This window comes from Lactococcus sp. (assembly GCF_036648155.1).
Lineage (GTDB): Bacteria > Bacillota > Bacilli > Lactobacillales > Streptococcaceae > Lactococcus > Lactococcus cremoris.
Genome location: NZ_JAVXIY010000002.1, coordinates 287,829 through 312,292, shown reverse-complemented (window position 1 = coordinate 312,292; position 24,464 = coordinate 287,829). Strand labels below are relative to the sequence as shown.

The 24,464-nt window shown below is 33.9% G+C and carries 21 protein-coding genes and 1 other annotated feature (1 of these 22 only partly in view); of the genes, 18 read left to right on the top strand and 3 right to left on the bottom strand.

Translation table 11 applies throughout. The features are described from left to right. Nucleotides 1-34: a sequence feature (sodium ion sensor (DUF1646 type); this cis-regulatory element may regulate processes involved in with the transportation of sodium ions), on the top strand; it begins 11 nt to the left of the window's first position. Between the two features lie 50 nt (nucleotides 35-84). The 5 genes from RSC39_RS03335 to RSC39_RS03315 all read left to right on the top strand — a co-directional run bounded on the left by RSC39_RS03335 (nucleotide 85) and on the right by RSC39_RS03315 (nucleotide 6,759). Then, nucleotides 85-2,841, top strand: a complete 2,757-nt coding sequence (locus RSC39_RS03335; protein WP_063281417.1) for a cation-transporting P-type ATPase — start codon at nucleotides 85-87, stop codon at nucleotides 2,839-2,841. 517 nt (nucleotides 2,842-3,358) lie between these two features. Then, the gene (locus tag RSC39_RS03330; protein ID WP_332535089.1) at nucleotides 3,359-4,387 is read left to right on the top strand and encodes an acyltransferase family protein; all 1,029 of its coding nucleotides are present in this window, start codon (nucleotides 3,359-3,361) and stop codon (nucleotides 4,385-4,387) included. A gap of 4 nt (nucleotides 4,388-4,391) precedes the next feature. Further along, nucleotides 4,392-5,606 (top strand): glycosyltransferase family 2 protein, encoded by a 1,215-nt coding sequence (locus RSC39_RS03325; RefSeq protein WP_332535087.1) that lies wholly within the window; start codon nucleotides 4,392-4,394, stop codon nucleotides 5,604-5,606. Between the two features lies 1 nt (nucleotide 5,607). Beyond that, entirely contained in the window at nucleotides 5,608-5,868 is a 261-nt protein-coding gene (locus RSC39_RS03320; protein ID WP_014734952.1) for a hypothetical protein, read from the top strand. A gap of 6 nt (nucleotides 5,869-5,874) precedes the next feature. Then, nucleotides 5,875-6,759, top strand: a complete 885-nt coding sequence (locus RSC39_RS03315) for a polysaccharide deacetylase family protein (RefSeq protein ID WP_332535084.1) — start codon at nucleotides 5,875-5,877, stop codon at nucleotides 6,757-6,759. Nucleotides 6,760-6,845: 86 nt separating this feature from the next. Here the strand turns inward: RSC39_RS03315 and brnQ are convergent, their stop codons facing one another. The 3 genes from brnQ to RSC39_RS03300 form a co-directional block, all read right to left on the bottom strand. Further along, a complete protein-coding gene (gene brnQ / locus RSC39_RS03310; protein ID WP_332535082.1) occupies nucleotides 6,846-8,195 on the bottom strand; it encodes a branched-chain amino acid transport system II carrier protein in 1,350 nt (449 codons plus the stop codon). A 217-nt stretch (nucleotides 8,196-8,412) separates the two neighbouring features. Then, nucleotides 8,413-8,685: a GNAT family N-acetyltransferase gene (locus tag RSC39_RS03305; protein ID WP_332535080.1), complete on the bottom strand. Its 273-nt coding sequence runs from the start codon at nucleotides 8,683-8,685 to the stop codon at nucleotides 8,413-8,415. Nucleotides 8,686-8,688: 3 nt separating this feature from the next. Continuing rightward, nucleotides 8,689-8,958, bottom strand: coding sequence for a (4Fe-4S)-binding protein (locus tag RSC39_RS03300; RefSeq protein ID WP_011675646.1), 270 nt, complete (start codon nucleotides 8,956-8,958; stop codon nucleotides 8,689-8,691). A gap of 456 nt (nucleotides 8,959-9,414) precedes the next feature. Between RSC39_RS03300 and RSC39_RS03295 the strand changes: the two genes are divergently transcribed. The 13 genes from RSC39_RS03295 (at nucleotide 9,415) to RSC39_RS03235 (ending at nucleotide 24,294) form a co-directional block, all read left to right on the top strand. Beyond that, on the top strand, nucleotides 9,415-10,188 hold the full coding sequence (locus RSC39_RS03295; RefSeq protein ID WP_041168684.1) for a TatD family hydrolase: 774 nt from the start codon (nucleotides 9,415-9,417) through the stop codon (nucleotides 10,186-10,188). 33 nt (nucleotides 10,189-10,221) lie between these two features. Beyond that, nucleotides 10,222-10,755, top strand: a complete 534-nt coding sequence (locus RSC39_RS03290) for an AAA family ATPase (protein ID WP_332535078.1) — start codon at nucleotides 10,222-10,224, stop codon at nucleotides 10,753-10,755. Further along, on the top strand, nucleotides 10,733-11,293 hold the full coding sequence (gene rnmV / locus RSC39_RS03285; protein WP_332535076.1) for a ribonuclease M5: 561 nt from the start codon (nucleotides 10,733-10,735) through the stop codon (nucleotides 11,291-11,293). Before RSC39_RS03290 ends, rnmV begins: the two co-directional genes overlap by 23 nt. A 130-nt stretch (nucleotides 11,294-11,423) precedes the next feature. Beyond that, on the top strand, nucleotides 11,424-12,308 hold the full coding sequence (gene rsmA / locus RSC39_RS03280; RefSeq protein ID WP_021036865.1) for a 16S rRNA (adenine(1518)-N(6)/adenine(1519)-N(6))-dimethyltransferase RsmA: 885 nt from the start codon (nucleotides 11,424-11,426) through the stop codon (nucleotides 12,306-12,308). Between the two features lie 107 nt (nucleotides 12,309-12,415). After that, complete coding sequence (locus tag RSC39_RS03275) at nucleotides 12,416-13,474, top strand: aminopeptidase P family protein (RefSeq protein WP_332535072.1); 1,059 nt, start codon at nucleotides 12,416-12,418, stop codon at nucleotides 13,472-13,474. A 131-nt stretch (nucleotides 13,475-13,605) separates the two neighbouring features. Further along, complete coding sequence (gene efp, locus RSC39_RS03270; RefSeq protein WP_011675652.1) at nucleotides 13,606-14,163, top strand: elongation factor P; 558 nt, start codon at nucleotides 13,606-13,608, stop codon at nucleotides 14,161-14,163. 146 nt (nucleotides 14,164-14,309) lie between these two features. Then, the gene (locus tag RSC39_RS03265; RefSeq protein ID WP_011675653.1) at nucleotides 14,310-14,711 is read left to right on the top strand and encodes an Asp23/Gls24 family envelope stress response protein; all 402 of its coding nucleotides are present in this window, start codon (nucleotides 14,310-14,312) and stop codon (nucleotides 14,709-14,711) included. Beyond that, complete coding sequence (gene nusB, locus RSC39_RS03260) at nucleotides 14,704-15,681, top strand: transcription antitermination factor NusB (RefSeq protein ID WP_021036867.1); 978 nt, start codon at nucleotides 14,704-14,706, stop codon at nucleotides 15,679-15,681. Before RSC39_RS03265 ends, nusB begins: the two co-directional genes overlap by 8 nt. 225 nt (nucleotides 15,682-15,906) lie before the next feature. After that, nucleotides 15,907-17,910, top strand: coding sequence for a 4-alpha-glucanotransferase (locus tag RSC39_RS03255; RefSeq protein ID WP_332535069.1), 2,004 nt, complete (start codon nucleotides 15,907-15,909; stop codon nucleotides 17,908-17,910). Between the two features lie 100 nt (nucleotides 17,911-18,010). Beyond that, complete coding sequence (locus RSC39_RS03250) at nucleotides 18,011-19,153, top strand: glucose-1-phosphate adenylyltransferase (protein WP_021036869.1); 1,143 nt, start codon at nucleotides 18,011-18,013, stop codon at nucleotides 19,151-19,153. Continuing rightward, nucleotides 19,143-20,282, top strand: a complete 1,140-nt coding sequence (gene glgD / locus RSC39_RS03245) for a glucose-1-phosphate adenylyltransferase subunit GlgD (RefSeq protein ID WP_011835637.1) — start codon at nucleotides 19,143-19,145, stop codon at nucleotides 20,280-20,282. Before RSC39_RS03250 ends, glgD begins: the two co-directional genes overlap by 11 nt. Before the next feature lie 83 nt (nucleotides 20,283-20,365). Next, nucleotides 20,366-21,808 carry a glycogen synthase GlgA gene (gene glgA / locus RSC39_RS03240; protein ID WP_332535065.1) on the top strand — a complete coding sequence of 481 codons (1,443 nt, stop codon included), beginning with the start codon at nucleotides 20,366-20,368 and terminating at the stop codon, nucleotides 21,806-21,808. 83 nt (nucleotides 21,809-21,891) lie between these two features. Further along, the gene (locus tag RSC39_RS03235; RefSeq protein ID WP_332535063.1) at nucleotides 21,892-24,294 is read left to right on the top strand and encodes a glycogen/starch/alpha-glucan phosphorylase; all 2,403 of its coding nucleotides are present in this window, start codon (nucleotides 21,892-21,894) and stop codon (nucleotides 24,292-24,294) included. Nucleotides 24,295-24,464 lie beyond the last annotated feature (170 nt).

Sequence of the window (24,464 nt, the reverse complement as noted above, 5' to 3'; positions counted from 1 at the left end):
AGCTTCAAGACATTATCTCCAAGGGTGAGGAGATTGTTTTGAAGTTTGCGTCTTTTTTTGTCGTTTTTAATAGAAAGGGATGTTATGAAATTTTATCAACAATCCAAAGAAAAAATATTGAATAACTATAATGTCAAGATAAGCCAAGGTTTATCGGAAACTCAAGTTATTGCCAATCGTGAAAGATATGGTGAAAATAAACTTCCAGAAGAAAAAGAAGATAGCTATCTAAAAGTCTTTTTGAAAAGTTTTAAGGAACCAATAATTATTGTTTTGATGGGAGCAGTCGCTTTATCATTTTTTAGTTCATTTTATTCATTTCAAATCGTTGGAGATAGAAAACATGGTTTGGAATCATTATATGAAGCAATTGCCATTGCAATTTTGATTATTATAAATGCATTTTTAGGATTTTGGCAAGAAATTAGCGCCCGTAAAAATTTAAATTCATTAAAAGAAATGAATAATCGTTTTGTTTCTGTACTTAGAAATGGGAACTTAGAAAAAATCGCCTCAAATGAGTTAGTAGTTGGTGATATAGTAAAAGTAACAGTTGGTGACTTTGTAGAGGCAGATGTAAGATGGCTTCAACTCGATGAACTCCAATTAATTGAATCACATTTGACCGGGGAAGCTGATGCAGTAATTAAAACATCAGAGATAATTTCTGAGAAAGTTGAAATAGGTGATCAAAGGAATATGGGCTTTTCTGGTTCGGTTGTTTCAAGTGGACAAGGTACTGGAATCGTTGTTGCAACAGGAGAAAATACCGAGCTAGGGAAAATCTCTCAACTGATGAAAGAAGAAGGCGTAAGACAGTCTCCTTTACAAAAAACAGTTCAAAAATTGACTAAAACATTGATGAAAATATCAGCAGGAATTGTGGTCCTGACCTTTGTGTTTGGTCTCATAAGTTCTGGAGAGTTTTCAATCAATTCGATTACCTCAGTTTTCTCTACCTCTATTGCATTAGCGGTAGCTTCTATTCCGGATGCATTGCCAGTTGTTTTATCTATCGTTTTAACAATTGGGGCGGTTAAAATGTCAAAAAATAAAGGACTGATTAAAACGCTAAGTAGTGTAGAAACCTTGGGGAGTACTTCTTATATTTGTTCAGATAAAACTGGAACATTGACTCAAAATGAGATGACTGTTACAAAATTTTATGCTAATGGTCAATTATACACCGTGGAAGGGTTGGGTTACGATATTAAAGGTGGAGTCTCTTTAATCTCTCAAGAAAATAAAGAGAAGAACTTTGAGCAATTCATGGAAAGCATTGTATTATGTAATGACTCAAGCCTAAAGGAAGTTGAAGGTCAAATTAAGACTTTTGGTAATCCAACAGAAATTGCTCTCACAGTTCTTGGAGCCAAAACGGGTTACAAGAAAGATGATTTGTTAGAGAAGGTGAGGGTGGTACGCACGCTTCCCTTTAGCAGTAGCAGGAAAATGATGAGTGTTATTATCGAGAATGACAGGGGATATTTTCTCTACACTAAAGGGGCTCCTGATGTGTTGATAGAAAGATGTTCGGGTTTTCTAATTAATAATCAGATAGATAAATCCGAAAAAGAAAAAGATAATTTTGTCAAGATAGTTGATACTTATGCTGAAGAAGCACTCAGAACTTTGGCAGTAGCATACAAGAAGATTGATGAAAATGAAGCTCTTAATGGAAATACAGAAGAGTTAGAAAAAGATTTTATTTTGACTGGAGTAGCTGGTATCATTGACCCTCCTCGGGAAGAAGTAAAAGAGTCCATTAGACAACTTCATGAAGCGAATATTAATGTTATTATGATAACGGGAGATCATGAAAAAACGGCCCGAGCAATTGCTTATGATTTAGGAATTGTTAAATCCAAGGATGCTAAGGTACTAAAAGGAATAGACCTTGAAGAAATGTCAGACCAAGAACTTTATGAGGAAGTTAGAAATATAAATGTTTACGCAAGAGTTTCACCAGAACATAAACAACGCATTGTAAAACAACTCCAAAGTCATAAGCAAGTAGTAGCGATGACGGGAGATGGGGTAAATGATGCTCCAGCGTTAAGAGCTGCTGATATTGGGGTAGCAATGGGAATTACGGGTACGGAAGTAACCAAAGATTCGGCAGACCTCATTTTATTAGATGATAAATTTACAACTATTGAGAAGTCTGTTTATAGTGGTCGGACGATTTATGCTAATATAAAAAATTTCATGCGCCATGAGTTGACCACAAATGTTGCAGAGGTTTTAGCACTGATTTTAGGTTTAGTTTTATTCAGAAAAGCAGTGGGTGATGTAGCCGCAATGACTCCAACGTTGACTGCTTTGATGGTATTGTGGGTGAATATGGTAAGTGATGCTATTCCTTCTTTCTCGTTAGGATATGATGTTGCCGAAACAGATCTTATGAAGGAGAAACCACGGGATTCGAATCAATCCATTCTTGCTAATTATACTTGGTCAAGAGTTTTAATTAGAGGAACAATAATGGGAGGAATGGTATATTTAAGCTTTTTACTAGCAGCTCAAAATGGTTTAAGTGCTAGTGAAGCTCAAACGGTTGCTTTTCTAACGTTAGTCTATGGACAATTATGGCACGTATTTGATGCAAGAAGTTCACGGACCTTGTTTAGAAGAAATCCATTTGGGAATTTGAGACTTGTTGGAGCGGTCGTTTTTGCAGGAGTTTCTTCATTTTTGGTGACACTAATTCCTTTCTTTAATAGTGTCATGGGAACTGCTCAACTTACACTTCCTATTTATTTGATGGTTATATTTATTCCGGCTCTACCTACGTTAATCTTATCAGGAGTTAAAGAGATATTTAAAGTTAAAATATGGTAAATAAAGTACTGTCTAAAGAAAGTTCTTCAAAAATAAAAGGAGGGACTTTCTAAAATATTTAAAACCAGCAAGGGAATGTATGTTACGTATTACAACGTAATGTGTATAAAAAATATCTATGATTTCAAAAAAGAGTGTTACCTACTTTCTTATTTATAGATGAATAACCAACGAAAGCGATAAAAACTATGTTTTGTTGCTTTTTTATATTTTTTCGCCATATTAAAAAAAGAACTAAAATTACTGTTTTTTATAAAATAAATGAATTTTTGTAAGCTATATATTACATTATTTCTTTTTGTTATGTTATACTGTATAAAATCAGAGTTAAGAAATAAAATTTTAACATAATTTGCTTTATTAAGAGTTTTCAAACATCAGAATAAGGTTAAAGTGATGTTTTTGAAACTTTAAAGTTCCTAAAGAAATTATTTTGTATTATGATGATAAGCCAATTTTTCAAACAAAAGAAAGGATTTATGGTGGATAATATATTTTCCATTATGGATATGAAAAAATGAAACGTAATTCGTCAATAGATTTAATGAAAAGCAGCGCAATATTTTTTGTTGTCTCTGTTCATTTCTTATTAAATTCAGGATTTTATGATATGACAATTCATTCAACTTTAGGAATAATCTGGATTGGAATGAGAACAATCTTAATCACTTGTGTTCCTTTGTTCTTAGTGGCAACTGGATTTTTAATGAACCGTAAACAACTCAGTGCTCAATATGTACTGGGGATAGTGCCTGTGATTGTTTCATATTTAGGAATTTCTTTGTTGGTATGGGGGACTTTATCGGCAGTTGGAAAGGGAAGTGATTTTTCTACTGCAATCAATGGTATTTTTGATTACTCAACCGATTCTTATTCTTGGTATGTTGAAATGTATTTAGGACTGTATCTCTTTATTCCCTTGTTGAATATTATTTGGAATTATAAAAAAGAGATTAAAAATTATCATTTATATATTGTCTTTATTTCTAGCTTACTGACTTTTCTTCCCTCATTATTGAATAGTTTCGGGAAAGTTATTCCTGATTATTGGCAAATTTGCTATCCTGTTAGTTATTATTTTATTGGTGCTTATCTCTATACTTATCAAGAAGAAATAAAGAAAATTTCTAACATTAAAATTATCTCGCTTTTTACATTGGCACTTGCAACTTTCACTCTGACAGATACATTGGCAGGTTGGAATCGAGAATTCCAATGGTTAGATCACAAAGATTATTTCGGATATCAGACGGCAATAATGACTGTATTAATAATAATTATTATATGGAAAATTCCTGTTCCTAAGTGGAGTCAGAGACTATTGAAAAGTCTCTCAACGGCTACTTTAAGTATATATTTAATTTCTGATTTAACTGATCAGTTTGTATATGGCTTTTTTAAACATGAAATTCCTAATTTAAGTCAACGGGTGATGGCTGGGCCAATGATTATACCAGTCGCTTTTAGCAGCGCAGCTTTGGTAGGGATATTAGTCGGGAAAATTTTAGGCCTTCCTTTTAAAAAGAAGGAAAATAGAGGAAGTTAAAATTATGATTATTTCAAAAATGGTAGATATTTATGCTGTTTATTATCCAATTGTTTTATCATTTATTTGGGCAAGTGGTGCTTTCTTATCTCGCTGGAAAGATAAAAGTAGAGCTAGGGGATTAAGTGATAGAGAAAAAATTAGTATAGTCGTTTCTGCATATAATGAAGAAGAAACGATAGAAGAAGTATTATTATCTTTGAGAAATTTAAATTATCCTGCACTTGAAATTTTCGTTGTTGATGATAAGAGCAGTGACCGAACATTACAAAAACTTCATGCGTTCAAAAAGCGTTTCAATAATTGGGAAGCTTTAACAATTTTAGAGCAAAAAGAAAATAAAGGGAAAGCGACGGCCCTAAATGTTGCTTTGAATCAGGTTACGAGTAAATATATGCTTGTTATTGATGCAGATTCTTATCTTTCTGCGGATGCTTTAGATTATTTATTAGCAGAATTAGTTTCTGATTCTCGTAATGGTGCGGTTACAGGTCGTCCAATTGTGCGAAATAGAACCACTTTACTTGGTAAACTACAGACCGTAGAATATTTGAGTGTAATTGATGCAATTAAGCGGGCGCAAAGTCTATTTTTAGGTGCTATTATGACTGTATCTGGCGTTATTGTCATGTATCGTGTTGAAGCTTTGAAAGAAATAGGTGGTTTTGATACTGAGGTAATGACAGAGGACATTGATGTAACTTGGCGATTACACAAGCAAAATTGGAAGGTAAAATATGTTCCCAAAGCCTTGAGCTATATCCTTGTGCCAGAAAATTTAAAATCACTTGTGAAACAACGCCGAAGATGGGCAGTTGGAGGAGTAGAAGTTTTGATTTCAAATTTTTCTTGGGTCTTTAAAAGAGGGGATTTTAAACATCGATTTCTTTTATTTGAAATGATTTGTAGTCATATTTGGAGTTGGTTCTTTCTTATAGAGTCTTACCAATACTTTTTACAGATGCTATTAAATCAAGAATTTAAAGTATCAGGACAGATTATAGTAATTTTTGTTTTGATTTCGTTTGCTGTTTTCTTTTTGGGTTTGAACAACGATAGAGGTGAGAGTAAATTGTCTTTATCTGACAAAATGATTTTACCAGTCTATCTTGTTGCTTATTGGATTTTGAATCTTGTCAGCGCAATCTCGGCTGAAATTGTTGTCTTAAGTAATCGGACTAACAAAGGAAAATGGGAAAGTCCAGATAGGGGAATATAAAATGGAATTAGTTATACGTAAGAAAAAGAAAAAAAGACATTTTTTTGAATTTATGGCTGTCTTCATGTGTTGGGTCTTTATTTTAAGTATTTTTATATTCTTAGCACTTTCTATATTAGGAATCTATAGTGATGGAATTATCTCTATTTTCGTAATCATTGGTTTTCCAATAACAAATTGGGAAGATGTGATTTATTCATTATTTTGTATGCTTTCAATACTTACGATTCCATCTCTGTATATCCTAACAAAGGAGGACTAGAAGCAGATGAAATATAAGAAAAAAAATATTATTTTGCTAGTCATGTTTTTAATCATAGGGTTTTTAGTAATCATGTCTACTCGTGAAACAGAAGAATATGTGAAAGAGAGCAAAAAAGAACAACCTGATTTCGTTTATGAGAGTTTACTTCAGGATAATGATGGAATTATTGTCCTTTGTTATCATCGTGTTCTCAAAGACACACCTATCACAAGCTTTGCTTCAACAATTTCTCAAAATTCGCAGTTACATGAATACAATGTTTTTTTAGAGGATTTTGAAAAACAAATGGAATTTTTGAAAGAAAATCACATCTCGGTTTTAACATCTGAACAACTCATCTCTAAAATTAATAAAAAAGAGGTAATAGGCAAAGCGGTTGTCATTACTTTTGATGATATCGATAAATCTCTGCCAGAAAATGCTTATCCAGTAATGAAAGAGTTTGACTTACCTTTTACCCAATTTATTATTACCGGAAAAGTTGGTCAAACGATTGATGGTTCACAAATGTCTTCGTGGAAAGAAATAAAGGAGATGGATGAAAATCCTTTGGTGATATCTGGTTTGCACACAAACGACTTACATTATCAGGAAAATCTTGAACCAGTTTTATCGACAAATATTTCGAAAAAAGTAGTCCAAAAAGATTATTTAAAAAGTCAAAAAACTTTTCAAGAAGAATTAAATAAAAAGGGGAATGTTTTTGCTTATCCTTATGGGGCTCAAAATAAAGATTTAGAAAATTATATGCTCAAAGACGGAATCAGTGGAATATTTACGCTTTCCCCAGGAGTGGTTACTAATGAAACTAAGTATAGTAATATCCCTAGACTGATTGTTACGAAGGAAAATTGGAAAACGATTGAGCATTGGCTTGTAAAGAAATGAAAGATACATCACTAAATATAAAATAACTTCTTAGAAGTGCGGTCTTTAAAAATAAATAAAAGAGCTCCTAAATATTAGAAGCTCTTTTATTTATTTGTGATTCTTTTTAAAAAGTGGACTAAACAACCGATTATAAATCCAAGGACTGCTGGGAGAATCCAGCCCATTCCAAGAGAGAAGAAGGGGAGAGAGTCTTTGGCAAAATTGAGAATGGCCGCGATAGGCTTAAGTGATTTTAGCGGAGTTGGAAGTGCATTGAGTCCGTCGGCGATAGCAGCCAAAAGTGTGAAGGCGGTGGTTATTTGATAGACAAGTTTAGAATGTTGAAAAACTGGACTTAATAAGGCTAAAAGGATAAGTGTGATTGCTAATGGATATAAAAACATAAGCACTGGAACAGAAAGTTCTATGATTTTTGTTAAACCGATATTTGCAAAAATACAAGGGAGGATACTAACGATCATTAAGTAAAAGCGATATTCTCTTTTTGGAAATAATTCTACGAAGGTTTCAGAGAAGGCAGACATCAACCCAACAGCAGTTTTTAAACAGGCAATGATAACAATCAAAGCCAAGATAATCATTCCAAAAGTTCCAAGATAGTAATTGGAAATTTGGGCAAGGGTAATTCCACCATTTTCACTTATCGCAAATTTTCCTACGCTCATGGCTCCTAAGTAAGAGAGGCAAGTATAAATTATAGCCATAAGTCCTACGCTAATCAAACCGGCTTTAATGGTTTCCTTAGCAATAATTTTTGGATTTTTAACTCCCCGCTGACGAATCGTTGTGATAATAATAATTCCGAAAGCTAAGGCTGCTAATGCGTCAAGTGTATTGTAGCCCTGAGTAAAACCATTCATAAAAGCAGAACTTTGATAAAGTTTACCAACCTCTGCTTGGTGAACGGATCCAAGAGGGTGACTAAAAGCGATGATTAAGATTAATCCTAACAAGACTAGAAAGAGTGGATTTAAAAATTTGCCAATATAATCCAATAGTTTTGTGGGTTTTCTAGATAAAAACCAAGCAGTGCCAAAGAATAGGATACTAAAGAGTGCTAAAAGTGGGGTTTGAAGTTTGTTAGATAAAAATGGAGAAATTCCAATTTCGAACGAAGTTGTTGCTAGACGTGGCAGTGCAAAAAAGGGACCAATGACCAAATAAAGTAAAATCGTAAAGATATAGGCATAAATACGATTGACTCGGGTAGCTAACTCAAAGACGCCATTACTTTGTGATATTCCTAATGCAATAATTCCTAAAAATGGAAATCCAACTGCTGTAACTAAAAAACCAAAATTGGCTTGAGAGATAGCAGCACCTGCTTCTTGACCCATATGGATAGGGAAAATTAAATTTCCAGCACCGAAAAAAAGTCCAAATAACATTGATCCAATAAAAAGATAGTCTTTACCAGCTAGTTTCTCCTTCATAAGTTCTCCCTAATAATTTCATTTTCTATTTTGTGAATAAAATAATAAGTCATTATAGCAAAATAATTGTGAACTTACAACACAATTTAAGAATTTTTAATCAAAAATTAGTCTAAAAATAACAAAAAATTTAGAAAAATGGATAGAACTTTTACATAGAAGTAGTAAAAAAAAAGACCTTGATAGAGGCCTTAAGATTCATATTTCATCAATACTTTTATTTTAAAATATCAGTAAGTTCTTCTTTATGTTTTCTAAAATACTCGGCTGCATAGGGGCAAGTTGCACCCAATTTAATATTTTCATGTCGAGCTTTTTCAATTCCGGCAAGAACTAATTTTTCTGCCAAGCCTTGGCCTCGATAATCAAGTGCTACGCCTGTATGAGTGATAATTATTGAATTTTTCATATTCATATAATTCATTTCTCCGATGACTTCCCCATTATCTGAAAGTAGTTCGAATAAATTTTGCTTTTCGATAATTTCCATTTATTATTTCTCCTTGATTAGATATTTTAGGGCACCAGAAGGGCATCTATTGATTACTGTTTGATTAGAAGGGGTATCGCCATTGTCTGGAATAATCCAAGGTTTACGTCCAACCTCAAATACTAGCGGATTACCTCGGACACACTCACCTGCATGTTCACAAATTGTTGCATTATAATAAATATCCATGTTTTCACCATGATATTTACGATAATCATTTTTCAATAGCTCTTCTTCAGTTGCAACGTCGTCAAATAACTTTGAATTGTCCATCTTATTCCTCTTGTTTACAATTGTAAATCTTTAGATGACATTTGTCAAGAAGCTGCTAGGGAGTGTAATTTATGGAAATTAAGAAAGAGATTTTTAAGGATATAAGCAATAAAATTTTACTGACAGTGGTTTATAATTTAATTTGATAAAGTTAAAGGTTGCTGACAAGTTTTTTAGAGAATGAAATAAGAAAGCAATTTGAAAAAGTAATGAAAGAGCCTTACAGATATGATATAATATAAATGCCTATGGCTTCTTTTATTTTAAAAATGAGAAGAAGAATGATTTGATTTAAAAATTTACTGACAGAAGATATTTTCTTGTGAAAAGGAATAGGTCAGAACGAGTGCAATTTAAAAATATGAAAAGTGAAATTGGGAAAATAGAAGATTTTGTAATTTTAACGGATTAATGATTGATTTTTAAATAGTACATACAAGGATAGATAATAAAATGATAGAGATTTTTGATACACATACGCATCTTAATACTATTGAATTTGAAGGACGTGTCAAAGAAGAAATAAGTAAAGCTCAATCCTTTGGCGTCACAAAAATAAATAATGTAGGAAGTAATTATCAGTTAAACGATGCTGCGCTTTTATTGGCTGATAAATTTGAATCAGCTTATGCAACAATTGGTTGGCATCCTGATGATGCTGCTGAATTTGATACTGCTGCTGAGGAATATTTACTGACAAAAGGAAGAAGCAAAAAAGTAATTGCTGTTGGTGAAATTGGTTTGGACTATCATTGGATGGTCTCTCCTAAAGAGGTTCAGGAACGAGTTTTTAGAAGACAAATTCAAATCTCAAAAGAATTAGGAATTCCTTTTCAAGTTCATACACGGGATGCTCTTTCTGATACTTATGAAATTATTAAATCAGAAGGTGTCGGGACTGCTGGTGCGATTATGCATTCATTCTCAGGAACAGCTGAAGAAGCACTCAAGTTTGTTGAACTTGGCATGAATATTTCATTCTCAGGTGTGGTAACTTTCAAAAAAGCGTTGGATGTTCAAGAAGCGGCTCGTTTACTTCCGTTGGATAAGATTTTAGTTGAAACAGATGCTCCTTATTTGACACCAACTCCTTATCGGGGCAAAGAAAACACACCAGGATATACGAAGTATGTTGTTGAAAAAATAGCTGATTTACGTGGGATTTCAATGGAAGAAGTTGCTGAGGCAACAAACGAAAATGCTTTGAAAATTTTTGACCTGAAAAAGTAGAGTAATTACTTAGTTTTGCTAGGAGCTATTTTTATGAAAATTATTATTATCGGTAGTTCAGGTAGCGGAAAATCGACTTTAGCAAGAGAATTAGCAAAAAAGACGGATTATCCCGTCTTACACTTGGATAAAGTATTCCATAAATATCCAAGTGATCTTGGTAGAATAAAACTGCGTGAAGCCACAAGAGATTTCATTTCTCAAAATGAAAATGGAATTATTGACGGTAATTATGGTTCAAGTTTATCTGAACGACTCCCTTATATAGACGAGATTGTTTGGTTAAAAAGTTCAAGATTTAAGACTGTCTTTCGAGTCATAAAACGTTCAATTCTCGTGCGATTATTTCATAAAAATCGATCAGATATGGCTGAAGAGTTCAGAGAAAAATGGGATAAAGACTATCTGGAGTTTTTAAACTTTGTTTGGACTTTTCCAGAAAAAGAATTTCCTCAAATTGAGCAGAAAATAAGTGAATTTGATGTTTGGGACAAAGTTATTATCCTTAAAAATCGGAAAGATAAAGAGAAGTATTTAATAAAATATGATAGAAAAACCAAAAATTAATGAAGTGATTGTGGTGGAAGGGCGAGATGATACGGCAAATCTTAAACGTTATTTTGACTGCGATACCTATGAAACAGGGGGCTCTTCTATTGATGACAGAGATTTAGAACGTTTGAAAGTACTTGAAGAAAAACGGGGGATTATTGTATTTACTGACCCAGATTTTCAAGGAGAACGGATTCGAAAAATTATTATGCAAGCAATCCCGCAAGCTGGTCATGCATTTCTAAATCGTGAGGAAGCAAAACCCAAAGGAAAAGGCTCACTTGGTGTTGAACATGCAAATTTTGCGGCACTCAATCAAGCTTTGTCAGAGGTTTTTGGTGAAAAATCATCACTGACAGATTCGTCAGCAGATTTGACCCAAACTGATTTAATGAGATTTGGTTTAATTATGGCTGCTGACAGTAGAAAGCGTCGAGAATTTCTATGTGAACAATTAAGGATTGGCTATGCTAATGGTAAACAAATTAAGAAACGACTTAATATGTTTAAAATTACAATAGAACAGATTGAAAAAGTAATGAAAAATTACTGATGAAAATAACCATTTAAAGAAACAAAATACGATTATTAAGGCTGAACCTTAAATTAGTCAATTATAGATTACTTTCATTTCTAGACAGATTTGTCAGTAAAAAATTAGATATAAATAAAAGAAAGAAAAAATGACAGAAAATAATATAGACCGCATCTCAAATATCATTCGTACTCAAGACATTCTACGTCGTCATGATTTTAATTTTAAGAAAAAATTTGGTCAAAATTTCCTGACCGATCATAATATTTTGACCAAAATTACGGAGACGGCTGACTTGTCCAAAGAAGTGAATGTCATCGAAATTGGACCCGGAATTGGTTCATTAACACAGTATCTTTTAGAAGAAGCCGCTGAGGTTATGGCTTTTGAAATTGACAAATCTTTGATTCCAATTTTAGAAGAAACGATGGCGCCTTACGATAATTTTACTTTGGTATCGGCAGATATTTTGAAAGTTGATTTGCTTTCTGAAATTCAAAAATTTAAAAATCCAAATTTACCAATTAAAGTGGTTGCGAATTTGCCCTACTACATCACTACTCCGATTTTGATGCATTTGATTGAAAGCAAAATTCCTTTTTCTGAATTCGTTGTGATGATGCAAAAAGAAGTGGCAGACCGAATTGCTGCAAGACCTAAAACCAAGGCTTACGGCTCATTATCAATTGCCGTTCAATATTATATGGAGGCAAGTGTCGCCTTTATCGTCCCACGAACAGTCTTTATTCCTGCCCCAAATGTCGATTCGGCTATTTTGAAAATGGTTCGACGTGAAGAACCTTTAGTTGAAGTAGAAGATGAAGAATGGTTCTTTAAAACGATGCACAGTAGCTTTGTTCACCGTCGTAAAACCTTGATGAATAACATGCAAGCAGCATTTGGAAAAGAAAGTAAACCAGAAATAGAAAAATTATTGGCACAAGCAGAAATCTCGCCAACGATACGTGGAGAAGCTTTGTCCATTGAGGAATTCGCTAAATTGGCTGATGCGCTTTTACCTCTTAAAAAGTAAATAAAAATTAAAAGAAAACGTTAACTCATGTTAGCGTTTTTGTGTTATCATGGAAGAAAATGATGAGGTCATTCGATCATTTAATTTTATATTTAAAGGAGAGCAAAATGAGAATTGAAAAATTAAAAGCAAAAATGCTGACAGAAAATATTGATAGTTTATTGATTACTGATATGAAAAATATTTTTTATTTGACAGGATTTTCTGGAACCGCGGGTACAGTTTTTTTGACCCAAAAGCGCAATATTTTTATGACAGACAGTCGTTACAGTGAGATGGCGCGTGGCTTAATCAAAAATTTTGAAATTATTGAGACGAGAGACCCTATCAGTTTACTGACAGAATTATCAGCAAGTGAATCAGTTAAAAATATGGCTTTTGAGGAAACAGTCGATTATGCTTTCTTTAAAAGGTTATCCAAAGCGGCCACAAAATTAGACCTTTTTTCTACAAGCAATTTTGTTTTGGAACTTCGCCAAATCAAAGACGAATCAGAAATAAGTTTGATAAAAAAAGCCTGTGAAATTGCTGACGAAGCCTTTATGTCAGCTCTAAGATTTATTGAACCAGGCCGAACTGAAATCGAAGTTGCTAATTTTCTTGATTTTAAAATGCGTGATTTAGAGGCGAGCGGAATTTCTTTTGAAACCATTGTTGCCTCAGGCAAGAGAAGTAGCTTGCCTCATGGCGTTGCGACCAGTAAAATGATTCAATTTGGTGATCCAGTGACCATTGATTTTGGTTGTTATTATGAACATTATGCTAGCGATATGACCAGAACAATTTTCGTGGGTTCTGTCGATGACAAAATGCGAACAATTTATGAAACCGTGCGTAAGGCTAATGAAGCACTTATCAAAGAAGTCAAAGCGGGAATGACTTATGCCGAATATGATAAGGTTCCGCGTACCGTCATTGAAGAAGCCGATTTTGGGCAATATTTTACGCATGGAATTGGTCATGGTCTTGGTTTAGATGTTCATGAAATTCCTTATTTTAATCAGTCGATGACCGAAAACCAACTAAAATCCGGAATGGTAATTACTGATGAGCCGGGAATATATCTTCCTGAATTTGGGGGAGTTAGAATTGAAGATGACTTATTAGTGACAGAAAATGGCTGTGAAGTCCTGACAAAAGCGCCAAAAGAGCTTATCGTTATTTGAAAAAAGCAATAACTTATGATAAAATAAGATGTTAAATCCTGTCATTTCACTTCTTTTGTGTACAGAAAATTACTGACAAAAAGAAAAAAGGCAGAATATCTAAATTTATAAATACTAGGAGAAACATAAACATGGTTTTAGCAAAAGACCTTAAATCAGGCATGACATTTTTGAATGGGGAAAAACTTCTCCGCGTTATGGAAGCAAGTCATCACAAACCAGGTAAAGGAAATACAATCATGCGTATGAAGCTTAAAGACGTACGCTCAGGTTCAACATTTGATGACACTTACCGTCCTGAAGATAAGTTTGAACAAGCTGTGATTGAAACAGTGACAGCTCAATACCTTTATTCAATGGATGATATTGCTAACTTCATGAACAATGAAACTTACGAACAATATGAAATTCCAGTAGAACAAGTTAAAGATGAACTTCTTTACGTTCTTGAAAATACAGATGTTAAAATCCAATTTTACGGTACAGAAGTAATTGGTATTCAACTTCCAACAACAGTTGTTCTTGAAGTTACTGAAACACAACCATCAATTAAAGGTGCAACAGTAACAGGTTCAGGTAAACCAGCTACTATGGAAACAGGTCTTGTTGTTAACGTTCCTGACTTCGTTGAAGTTGGAACAAAACTTGAAATCAACACACAAACAGGTGAATACTTAAAACGTGCTTAAGTCAGCACGATTACTGAAAAAAGTTACTGACAGCGTTTTGTCAGTAACTTTATGAAGTTTTAAGACTTCGTCAGTAAAGAAAATTCATTTTGTAAGTGAAATTTTTCTAATTAGAAAAATTTGCAAAGACAAAAGGAGAAAGCAAAATGGCAGAAAAAACTGTACATTCTGAAGAACTTGGGGATATCGTCATTGCCCCTGAAGTTCTTGAAGTGATTATCGGTATCACAACAGCCAAAATTGAAGGCGTACATGCGCTTCGTAATAAACGTTTTTCAGACCGTTTAGGGAAGAAAAATGAAGGACGGGGCGTTTATATTGACTCAAAAGATGATAAAGTAGCAGTTGATATCTACGTTTATCTCACTTATGGTGTGAGCCTACCAGCGGTTGCTACAAAAATCCAAAAAGAAGTGAAAGAAGCAGTTGCTCAAGCTACTGAAATTGTTGTTGATGAAGTCAATATCCATGTTGTAGGAATTATGACTGAAAAACAACCAAAACCAGCGCTTGAAGACTTGTTTGATGAGGGATTTTTTGATGCCTAAAACGCTCACGCAACACCAAATTCGTCAACGAGCGGTCCAAGTATTGTTTTCTTACGCTGTACAAAAGGAAATGGCAACCAGTGTCGTAAGTTCTTTTCGTGAAAATGTTGAGAAGATAGAAACAGAACTTTCTCAAACGATTCGTTTTGACGTTGATTTTCGTGATGAACGAATTACTGTTCGTAAGTTTCCTAAGGGACTATCTCAACCTTTAGAAGCAATCTACGAAATTTACGAGATTCTCGGTGTTAAAGATATCGAAAAAACAAATGTCGCTAAAGCACTTGCTTTCATGCGTGATTTCGGTGGCTACGCTAAGAAAATGAATGAATACGAAGCAACAAATTTATTTTCAGGAATTATGGCTAACCTCAAACTTATTCGTTTGTTCCAAATTGAGCTTGATGAAGAGCCAGTTGCACCAAAAGTATTAGAATTTTTCAAAAATCTGCCAGAAAATGCAACAACCGAGCAGACTTTTGAAACTTTCCAAAAAACCTTCTCTTTCCTTCATGAAAATATTCTTGAAAAGTACACAAGCGATTTATTTGTTCCAAATACCTTAAAAGAAGAGCTTGATGAGCAGTTACAGCAGGCTGAAACGACTGCCGAATCTCACTTATCAGATCTTTTAAAAGAAACAAAACATTTCGTACTTAACTACGACAATGATAGAGCAGAAGACTTGGAAGCTCCAGAATATTTTACTCAACTTGTTGATGGAGTCTTAGAGAAAAAAGAAGATTTAGAAATAAATATTTCTAAATATCTAGCAAAAAATTGGTCGTTTTCACGATTAACACTTGTTGAACAAGCCATTCTTCAAGTTTCTACTTATGAAATATTATTTACAGATACACCAAATGTCGTGGCAGTCAATGAAGCTATCGAGCTTTCAAAAGACTTTAGCGATGAAAAATCTAGTCGATTTATTAATGGTGTCTTGACCAACTTCTTGAAAGAAGATTAATAAAAAAAGTTATTGGTAAATCCGCCAATAGCTTTTTTATTATACTCTTTATGTTTCTCTGTAATCAAAATAAAACAAATTATTAATATTAAGATTTTTTCATATTAATTTTCTGAAAAATCACACTAAATAGTGGTATATTTATTTTAAAAGATATATAATAAAAGAAAACGTTTTCTTTATTTTTTCTAAATCAATTTCAAAGAATTTAAGGAGCAAGAAAAGATGGTAACTAACAAATTTTCAATTGAACCCTATGGAGAAAAAGCTTACCATACCGGAATAGCAGTCCCAGTTTTTTCTCTTAGAACAGAAAACTCTAGTGGAGTAGGCCAGTTCTCAGACCTTAAGAAATTGGCTGATTTTACCTATCGCTCTGGCATGGATGTCATCCAATTACTACCAATTAATGACACGACGACTTTTATGGATTGGCGAGATTCCTATCCTTATCGGGCAATTTCCGTTTTTGCTTTGCATCCACTCTATTTAGATATTCATGAATTTTGGAAATCTTACACAAAAGAGCAACAAGAAAAACTTTTGATTTTAGAATCAGAATTAAATTCTTTAGAAAAGATAGATTATGAAAGATGTCTGGCACTAAAGTGGGAATATGCGCAAATTATTTATCAAAATTCAGCCGTAAAATATCAAAAAACCAAGGCTTATCAACAATTTTATAACCAAAATGAAGAATGGTTGAAGGCCTATGCCTGTTTTTCCTATCTGAGAGATATTAATAAGAGTGCTAACTTTTTAGCTTGGGGAAAAAATGCGAATTATGATAAAAATTTATTTGACAAATTAAAAAAAGAGACTAGCCAGTTAGATTTATATATTTTTGTGCAATATCTTCTCCATTCTCAACTTACTGAAGCAGTAGATTATTGTCATCAATTAGGAATTGCTTTAAAAGGAGACATAGCGATTGGAATTGCTCACGATTCTGTAGATGCGTGGACTCATCCCGAACTTTTCCATCTTGATAAACAAGCTGGTGCGCCTCCTGATGTTTTTGCCGTAAATGGACAAAACTGGGGATTCCCAACTTATAATTGGGGAAAGATGGCTGAAGATGGCTATGATTGGTGGAAAAAACGTCTAACCGCTATGTCAAATTACTTTGATGCTTATCGCCTCGATCATATTCTTGGATTCTTTAGAATATGGCAAATGCCAGAAAATTCGGTAAGAGGATTGCTAGGTCAATTTTCACCCGCACTGGCTTTGTCAGCAGAAGAAATTGAAAATAATTATGGAGTTCCATTCCGACAATGGGGGATTGAGCGCTTCATCTTACCTTTCATCAAAGATTGGGTGATAGACGAAGTTTTTGGTCGAGATAATCGTGATTGGATTATTCAAACATTTTTAGACTATATTGGTACTGGTAACTATCGTTTTAAAGCAGAATTCAACAACCAAAAAGCGATAGAGAATACTCAAATGGAGAACTGGGTTCGCGAAGGACTTTATAAATTACAAGAAAATGTAATTTTTTTAAAGGATGATGAAAATAGTGAAAAGTATCATCCACGAATTGGTCTACTATCCACAATAAGTTTTCGAGAATTTGGTAATGACTACAAAGGACGATTAGAGCGGCTTTACAATGACTATTTTTATGGTCGAAATTATGATTTTTGGAAAGAAAAAGCCTATGAAAAATTGCCAGCCTTAAAAAATGCGACCAAGATGTTGGCATGTGGTGAGGACTTAGGGATGGTGCCAGATAATGTGCCAGATGTGATGTATCATCTTGATATCTTACGACTGATTATTGAACGAATGCCTGCTGATGAACGTTTTGTCAGCTCATTAAATGAGGTTCCATATTTATCAGTAGTAACCACATCTAGCCATGATACCAGCCCTTTAAGAGCTTGGTGGGAAGAAAACCATGATTTAACTCAGCGTTATTACAACGAAGTTATGGGTTGGTATGGAGAAGCGCCAAACTATGCGAGTGTGGAAATTATCCAAGAAATAATTAAGAGAAATTTAAATTCTAATGCCAGGATGGTTATCTTACCTATTCAAGATTGGTTAGCGATGAGTGACCGTTTTAGAAAAGAAAATGCAAAATCTGAACAAATTAATATCCCTGCAAATCCTTATCATTACTGGAATTATCGACTCCATTGTAATCTTGAAGCATTGATTGAAAATCAAGAATGGACCGATTTTCTAAAAAACTTTATTAAAGAAAGCAAGCGAGCTTATTAAGTTTCAAAGTAAATCATTTTGAATTAGAAAGCATAAATTATAAAATAATAACAAATAAATAAAAAAACAAAAATTTTGTGAAAAAAATGGAGGTTCCATTATGGCAATTGAAATGCTTGGTCTTATCCTTGCTGGTGGTCAAGGTACACGTTTAGGAAAACTGACAAAAGATGTCGCTAAACCTGCGGTTCCTTTTGGCGGTCGCTATCGCATCATTGATTTTGCACTCTCTAACTGTGCAAATTCAAATGTAAAAAATGTTGGGGTCATTACACAATATCAACCCTTAACGCTGAATGCTCATATTGGAAACGGAGCGCCGTGGGGATTAAATGGGATAAATAGTGGCGTGACGATTCTTCAACCTTATTCTTCGCAAGAAGGTTCAAAGTGGTTTGAAGGGACTTCTCATGCTGTTTATCAAAACATTTCATACATTGATCAGCAAAATCCAGAGTATGTTTTAATTCTTTCAGGAGACCATATTTATAAAATGGATTATGAGGCAATGTTAGAAAGCCATAAGGAACGTGAAGCCAGTTTAACTGTTTCTGTAATGGAAGTTCCGCTTGAAGAAGCAAGTCGTTTCGGAATCATGAATACTGATGACAATGACCGAATCATTGAATTTGAAGAAAAACCTAAAGAACCAAAATCAAATCTCGCCTCAATGGGAATCTATATTTTCAATTGGAAGAGACTTCGTGAAGTTCTTGTGAATGGTTATTCTAAAGGAAATCCAATGGAAGATTTTGGCGGTGATGTTATTCCAGCTTATATTGAAGCTGGTGAAAATGTTTTTGCTTATCGTTTCAAAGGTTATTGGAAAGACGTTGGAACCATCGATTCCCTCCATCAATCTAGTATGGAATTTCTTGACTTAAATAATGAATTAAATATTACTGATAAGTCATGGCGAATTTATTCACATAATGATATTTCAGCTCCTCAATTTATTACCGAAAAATCAAAGGTGAAAAATGCTCTTGTTGGTGATGGTTGTTATGTTGATGGAACAGTCATTCACTCTATTTTGTCACAAAATGTTCATGTTCAGGAAGGAACAACTATCGAAGACAGTTTTATCATGTCGGGAACTTTTATCGGTGAAAATGTCACGATAAAAAATGCAATCATTGGTGAGAATGCGAAGATTGGTGATAATGTTGAAATTATCGGTGAAGATGAAGTCGCAGTGATTGGTCACGGAGAAATAAAAGGAGAAAATAAAAATGAACAATAGTAATAAAATGGCAGCCATCCTTTCTAATGTTTCTTCTAGTAAAAATTTAAAACCTTTAACAGATGTCCGCCCAATCGCTACTCTTCCTTTTGATTGTAAATATCGTTTGATTGATTTTCCACTTTCTTCGCTCTCGAATGCTCATGTGGATAATATTTTTATGACTTTTAATGAAGGAGAAACACAGTCCGTTTTTGATCATCTGGGTTCAGGAGGAGAATGGGGCTTAGATGGATTTAATAGTCGTTATTTTGTTTATATCCAACAGGATTTTGATCGTTTAAAGGAGCTAGGAAAAGATTATTTTGCTCAACAACTAAATTTTTTGCGCAAATCAAAAGCTCCTTATACAGTTCTGTTGGGAAGTAAATTTATTTGCAATGTAGATTTGACCGCTGTACTCAAAATTCACAAATTGGCCGGTAAAGAGATCACCACAGTTTATAAAAAGGTTTCTCCAGATTTAGCAAGTGAATATGATACAATTCTTCGTTTTGATGAAACAGGTAAAATGAGTAATTGCTATGTTAATCAATTAGAGGACCCACAAGAAAGAGAAGCACTTTGTTTAAATTTATTTATTGTTAATACTGATTGGTTGATTAATTTTATAAAAGAAATGCAAGATTTAGGAGAGTTGGCATCAATCGCTCGTTTGATTCGAGTTTATATGAAAAATTATGATGTGAACACTTATGAATATACTGGTTATATGAGCAATATCACAAATATTAAATCTTTTTATGATGCTAATATGGTTATGCTTGACCCCCAAAATTTCACTTCTCTTTTATACAGTAGTCAGCCAGTCTATACAAAGATAAAAAATGAAGTTCCAACTTATTTTTCGGAAAATAGTAAGGTCGAAAACTGTCAATTAGGTTCTGGTTGTATCATTAATGGACGAGTAAAAAATTCTCTTATTTCTCGGGGAGTCAAGATTCAAGATGATGCATTAATTGAAGAATCATTAATTTTTACAAATTCTGAGATAAAAAGTGGAGCTCAAGTAAAGTTTGCTATCATCGATAAAGGGGTAGTGGTTGAAAACAATGTTAAAATTATTGGTAGCTCAGAAAAACCAATAGTTATCCCTAAAGGCACCGTTGTGACTGCAGATATTTTATAAATATAAAAATAGCGCTGATATTCTTTATCGGCGCTCTTGAGTAAACGTAAAAAATGGCAATTAGAGAAATGAAAAGAGAAAAAATGAAAGTTTTATTTGCGTCAAGTGAGTGTGCTCCCTTTTTCAAAACGGGAGGACTTGGTGATGTAGCGGGAGCACTTCCAAAAGAGTTGGCTAAGAAAAGTGAGATTTCTTCAGTTGGTGTGATTTTACCTTATTTCAAAAATGAAATGAAAGAAGAATATCGTTCGCTACTCGTCGATGAATTTTATGATTTTGTTGATGTAGGTTGGCGGCATGAATATGTTGGAGTTAAATCTTTAGTAAAAGATAATGTTAAATATTATTTTTTAGATAATGAGCATTATTTTGGTCGAGGGCAGCTTTACGGTTATGGTGATGATGGAGAACGTTTTGCCTTTTTCGATTTAGCCGTTTGTCAGCTCTTAGAAAAATTAGATTTTATTCCTGACATTTTACATGTAAACGACTGGCAAACAGCCATGATTCCATTTTTACTTAAAGAAAAATATAAGTGGATTAACGCTTATTCCGATATACAGTCAGTTTTGACTATTCATAATATAGAATTTCAAGGTGTGATGCAAGGAGAGGTCCTGACAGAACTATTCGGAATGGGAATGGAACGGTATTTTGAAGGGGTTGTTCGCCATAATGGAATGCTAAATATGTTGAAAACAGGTATTTTGTATGCAGACCGGGTTAACACTGTCTCGCCTACGTATGCAAAGGAAATTCAAACGTCAGAATTTGGTGGTGGATTGGAAGGCGTTTTGCAATATGTGAAAGGAAAGATTTCAGGGATTTTAAATGGGATTGATTATGAGATTTATGACCCAGAAAAAGATAAACAAATCTCATATCATTTCAATTCACTGGACCTTACAGGCAAAGCAAAGATGAAGGCAGAATTACAAAAAAGAGCATTTTTACCGACAAATCCTGATATTCCAGTAATTGGTATGGTTTCACGATTAACCAATCAAAAAGGATTTGATTTAGTGTTAAGCCAATTGGAAGAGCTTTTGAAAGAAGAGGTTCAAATTGTCTTACTAGGAACAGGTTTTCTGGAAATAGAAGAAGGATTTAAATATTTCGCACAAAAGTATCCTGATAAACTGTCGGCGAATATTGCTTTTGATTTGCAATTTGCTCAAGAAATATATGCGGGTTCAGATTTATTTTTGATGCCATCGGCTTTTGAACCCTGTGGTTTATCTCAAATGATTGCTATGAGATATGGAACTTTACCGATTGTCCACGAGATTGGTGGACTAAGAGATACCGTGATCCCGTTCAATCCTGTTACGAAAGAGGGGACTGGTTTCGGTTTTATAGATTTTGATAGAGATATTTTATTAGAAACGATTAAACGTGCACTGGAAGTTTATGAAAAGGAGCCAAAGACTTTAAACCGGATAATTGTATCCGCCATGGAGCAAGATTTTTCATGGGAAACGAAAGCACAGCAATATATTGAACTTTATCAAACAATATTAAAATAACGCAAGCGTTTGCGTTAAATGTTAAAGTGTGATAAAATTCTTTTTAAAATAAATGATGTTTGATTTTAAAAAAGGAGCGACTAGTGAAACTTTCTAAAAAACAATTTAAGCAGGATTTCGAAGAGCGTCTAACTTCAAAATTTGCGACTGACCTGACTAAAGCAGGTTATCAGGAAATTTATGATACATTAGCATCTGTTGTGAAACACTACTATGCTAATATCTGGGTTTCCGATAATCAATATAAGGATGAAACTGGGAAAAAACAAGCTTATTATTTTTCAATTGAGTTTTTACCGGGGAAAATGCTTAAATCCAATTTACTTAATTTAGGTATTTTAAAAACCGTTCGCGAAGGTTTGGAAGATTTTGGTATTGAACTTGATGAAGTAGCCAAAATTGAACCAGACATGGCGATTGGGAATGGTGGTTTAGGGCGCTTGGCAAGTTGTTTTATGGATTCCTTAGCGTCTACGGGCCTACCAGGTAATGGAAATGGAATTCGTTATCGCTATGGACTGTTCAAACAAAAAATTATTGATGGCTATCAAGTAGAATTACCTGATTCTTGGCTGAATAATGGAAATCCTTGGGAAGTTCGCAGAGCTGACAAAGCGGTTGAGGTAACTTTTGGTGGTGACGTTTGGTTAGAAGATGATGGTAAGGGAAATCTCATTCCTCATTATAAAAATCAGGAACGTGTTTTAGCCGTACCTTATGACACACCAATGATAGGTTATGAAAATACTACAGTCAACAATATGTGTCTGTGGCGCTCAGAAGTTCCAGAAGAGTTAGATCCCAAATTTCAAAACTTAGAATATATGCGTCAAACCTCAATGTTATCAGCTGAACTTTATCCAGATGATTCAAATTATGATGGACGCCTCTTACGTTTGAAGCAGGAATATTTCTTTGTTTCCGCTGGTCTACAAAGGATTTTACACCATTACAAAGGAACACAAAAAAAAGATATTCGAAGAATTAGTGATTATATTGCAGTTCATATAAATGATACTCATCCTGCCCTTTGTGTACCAGAATTCATGCGACTTTTAGTTGATGATTATGGGGTAGGTTGGAATCGTGCTTGGGAGACAACGGTTAAGGTGATGTCATATACCAATCATACGATTTTATCTGAAGCTTTAGAAAAGTGGCCTGAGGAAATGGTGAAACAATTATTGCCTCGTATTTATCAAATTATTGTCGAGATTGACCGTCGACGTACGGCAGAGTTACTCCCTAAAATTGGAGCAAGCCTTGTTCATAACACGAGAATTATTAAAGATGGACAAATCCATATGGCAAATTTATCAATCATCGGTTCACACTCAACAAATGGTGTAGCCAAGTTACATTCTGATTTGTTAAAAGATGTTGAACTTCATGATTTTTATGAAATTTACCCTGAACGTTTTAATAACAAAACGAATGGAATTGCTGACCGTCGTTGGATTCAGATTGCAAATGAACGCTTATCAGGTATTATTGACGAGACAATTGGTAAATCATGGCGTCATGATTTGGATGAATTAAAATTGTTAAAAAATTTCAAGGATGATGAAAAAACGCTTGAAAAACTGCAAAAGGCCAAATATGATGATAAGCTTAGATTAGCAGCCTTAATCAAAGAGAAAAATGGGATTATTGTTAATCCTGATGCTATTTTTGATGTTCAGGTAAAAAGATTGCATGCTTATAAGCGTCAGTTGCTAAATGCTCTACATATTCTTAAATTGTATTTCGATTTAAAAGATAATCCAGAATTAGATAGGCTTCCAAGAGTATTTATCTTTGGGGCAAAAGCGGCACCTTCTTATCATTACGCGAAGTCCATTATCAAATGTATTAATGAAATCGCGAATATGATTAATAATGACAAAACAATTAATGAGAAGCTTAAAGTTGTTTTTATGGAAAACTATAATGTAAGTCTAGCAGAAATGATTATACCAGCAGCCAATGTAGGAGAACAAATTTCATTGGCTTCTAAGGAAGCCTCGGGGACTTCAAATATGAAATTTATGCTAAATGGTGCTCTAACAATTGGAACACTAGATGGGGCTAATATTGAAATTTTTGAAGCTGCCGGTGATGGGAATAACTTTGTTTTTGGTCTAACTAAAGATGAAGTTTATGAATACTATCGCAATGGTAATTATAATGCGCGTGATATTTTTGAGCAAAATCCAGTAGTTAATCGTATTTTGAATGCTCTAATTGATGGGACGATTCCCAATATAAAAAGTGAAGGACGCGAAATCTTTGGTTCACTGACCGTTTATAATGACGAATATTTTGTACTACGTGATTTTAATGATTATGTTCGAGCGCAAGCTGATCTTGAAAAACTTTATCGAGATCCTAAAGCATGGGCTCAAGCAAGTTTGATGAACATTGCAAATGTGGGGCGTTTTAGTTCTGACCGGACGGTAAAAGAATACGCCGACGATATTTGGTATATTAAAGCTAAAAAAGAATGATCAGATTTGCTGACAGAGCTGTCAGTAAATTAAGAAATCTTATAGTGAATAAAAAGTTCGCTCTATAGGATTGAGTAAGCCTTCTTAGATAGAGTAGTTTCAATGATTTACTGACAAACTTGTCGTTGGTCAAAAAACTCCTGACCGTTTGTGACAGGAGTTCTTGTTTT

Coding starts and splice junctions, on each gene's coding strand:
- brnQ (WP_332535082.1), bottom strand. CDS start 8,195: ATGAAGGAGAAACTAGCTGGTAAAGACTATCTTTTTATTGGATCAATG.
- rnmV (WP_332535076.1), top strand. CDS start 10,733: ATGATAGAAAAACCAAAAATTAATGAAGTGATTGTGGTGGAAGGGCGA.
- RSC39_RS03315 (WP_332535084.1), top strand. CDS start 5,875: ATGAAATATAAGAAAAAAAATATTATTTTGCTAGTCATGTTTTTAATC.
- glgA (WP_332535065.1), top strand. CDS start 20,366: ATGAAAGTTTTATTTGCGTCAAGTGAGTGTGCTCCCTTTTTCAAAACG.
- RSC39_RS03255 (WP_332535069.1), top strand. CDS start 15,907: ATGGTAACTAACAAATTTTCAATTGAACCCTATGGAGAAAAAGCTTAC.
- glgD (WP_011835637.1), top strand. CDS start 19,143: ATGAACAATAGTAATAAAATGGCAGCCATCCTTTCTAATGTTTCTTCT.
- rsmA (WP_021036865.1), top strand. CDS start 11,424: ATGACAGAAAATAATATAGACCGCATCTCAAATATCATTCGTACTCAA.
- efp (WP_011675652.1), top strand. CDS start 13,606: ATGGTTTTAGCAAAAGACCTTAAATCAGGCATGACATTTTTGAATGGG.
- RSC39_RS03330 (WP_332535089.1), top strand. CDS start 3,359: ATGAAACGTAATTCGTCAATAGATTTAATGAAAAGCAGCGCAATATTT.
- RSC39_RS03305 (WP_332535080.1), bottom strand. CDS start 8,685: ATGGAAATTATCGAAAAGCAAAATTTATTCGAACTACTTTCAGATAAT.
- RSC39_RS03250 (WP_021036869.1), top strand. CDS start 18,011: ATGGCAATTGAAATGCTTGGTCTTATCCTTGCTGGTGGTCAAGGTACA.
- RSC39_RS03275 (WP_332535072.1), top strand. CDS start 12,416: ATGAGAATTGAAAAATTAAAAGCAAAAATGCTGACAGAAAATATTGAT.
- RSC39_RS03320 (WP_014734952.1), top strand. CDS start 5,608: ATGGAATTAGTTATACGTAAGAAAAAGAAAAAAAGACATTTTTTTGAA.
- RSC39_RS03335 (WP_063281417.1), top strand. CDS start 85: ATGAAATTTTATCAACAATCCAAAGAAAAAATATTGAATAACTATAAT.
- RSC39_RS03265 (WP_011675653.1), top strand. CDS start 14,310: ATGGCAGAAAAAACTGTACATTCTGAAGAACTTGGGGATATCGTCATT.
- nusB (WP_021036867.1), top strand. CDS start 14,704: ATGCCTAAAACGCTCACGCAACACCAAATTCGTCAACGAGCGGTCCAA.
- RSC39_RS03325 (WP_332535087.1), top strand. CDS start 4,392: ATGATTATTTCAAAAATGGTAGATATTTATGCTGTTTATTATCCAATT.
- RSC39_RS03300 (WP_011675646.1), bottom strand. CDS start 8,958: ATGGACAATTCAAAGTTATTTGACGACGTTGCAACTGAAGAAGAGCTA.
- RSC39_RS03290 (WP_332535078.1), top strand. CDS start 10,222: ATGAAAATTATTATTATCGGTAGTTCAGGTAGCGGAAAATCGACTTTA.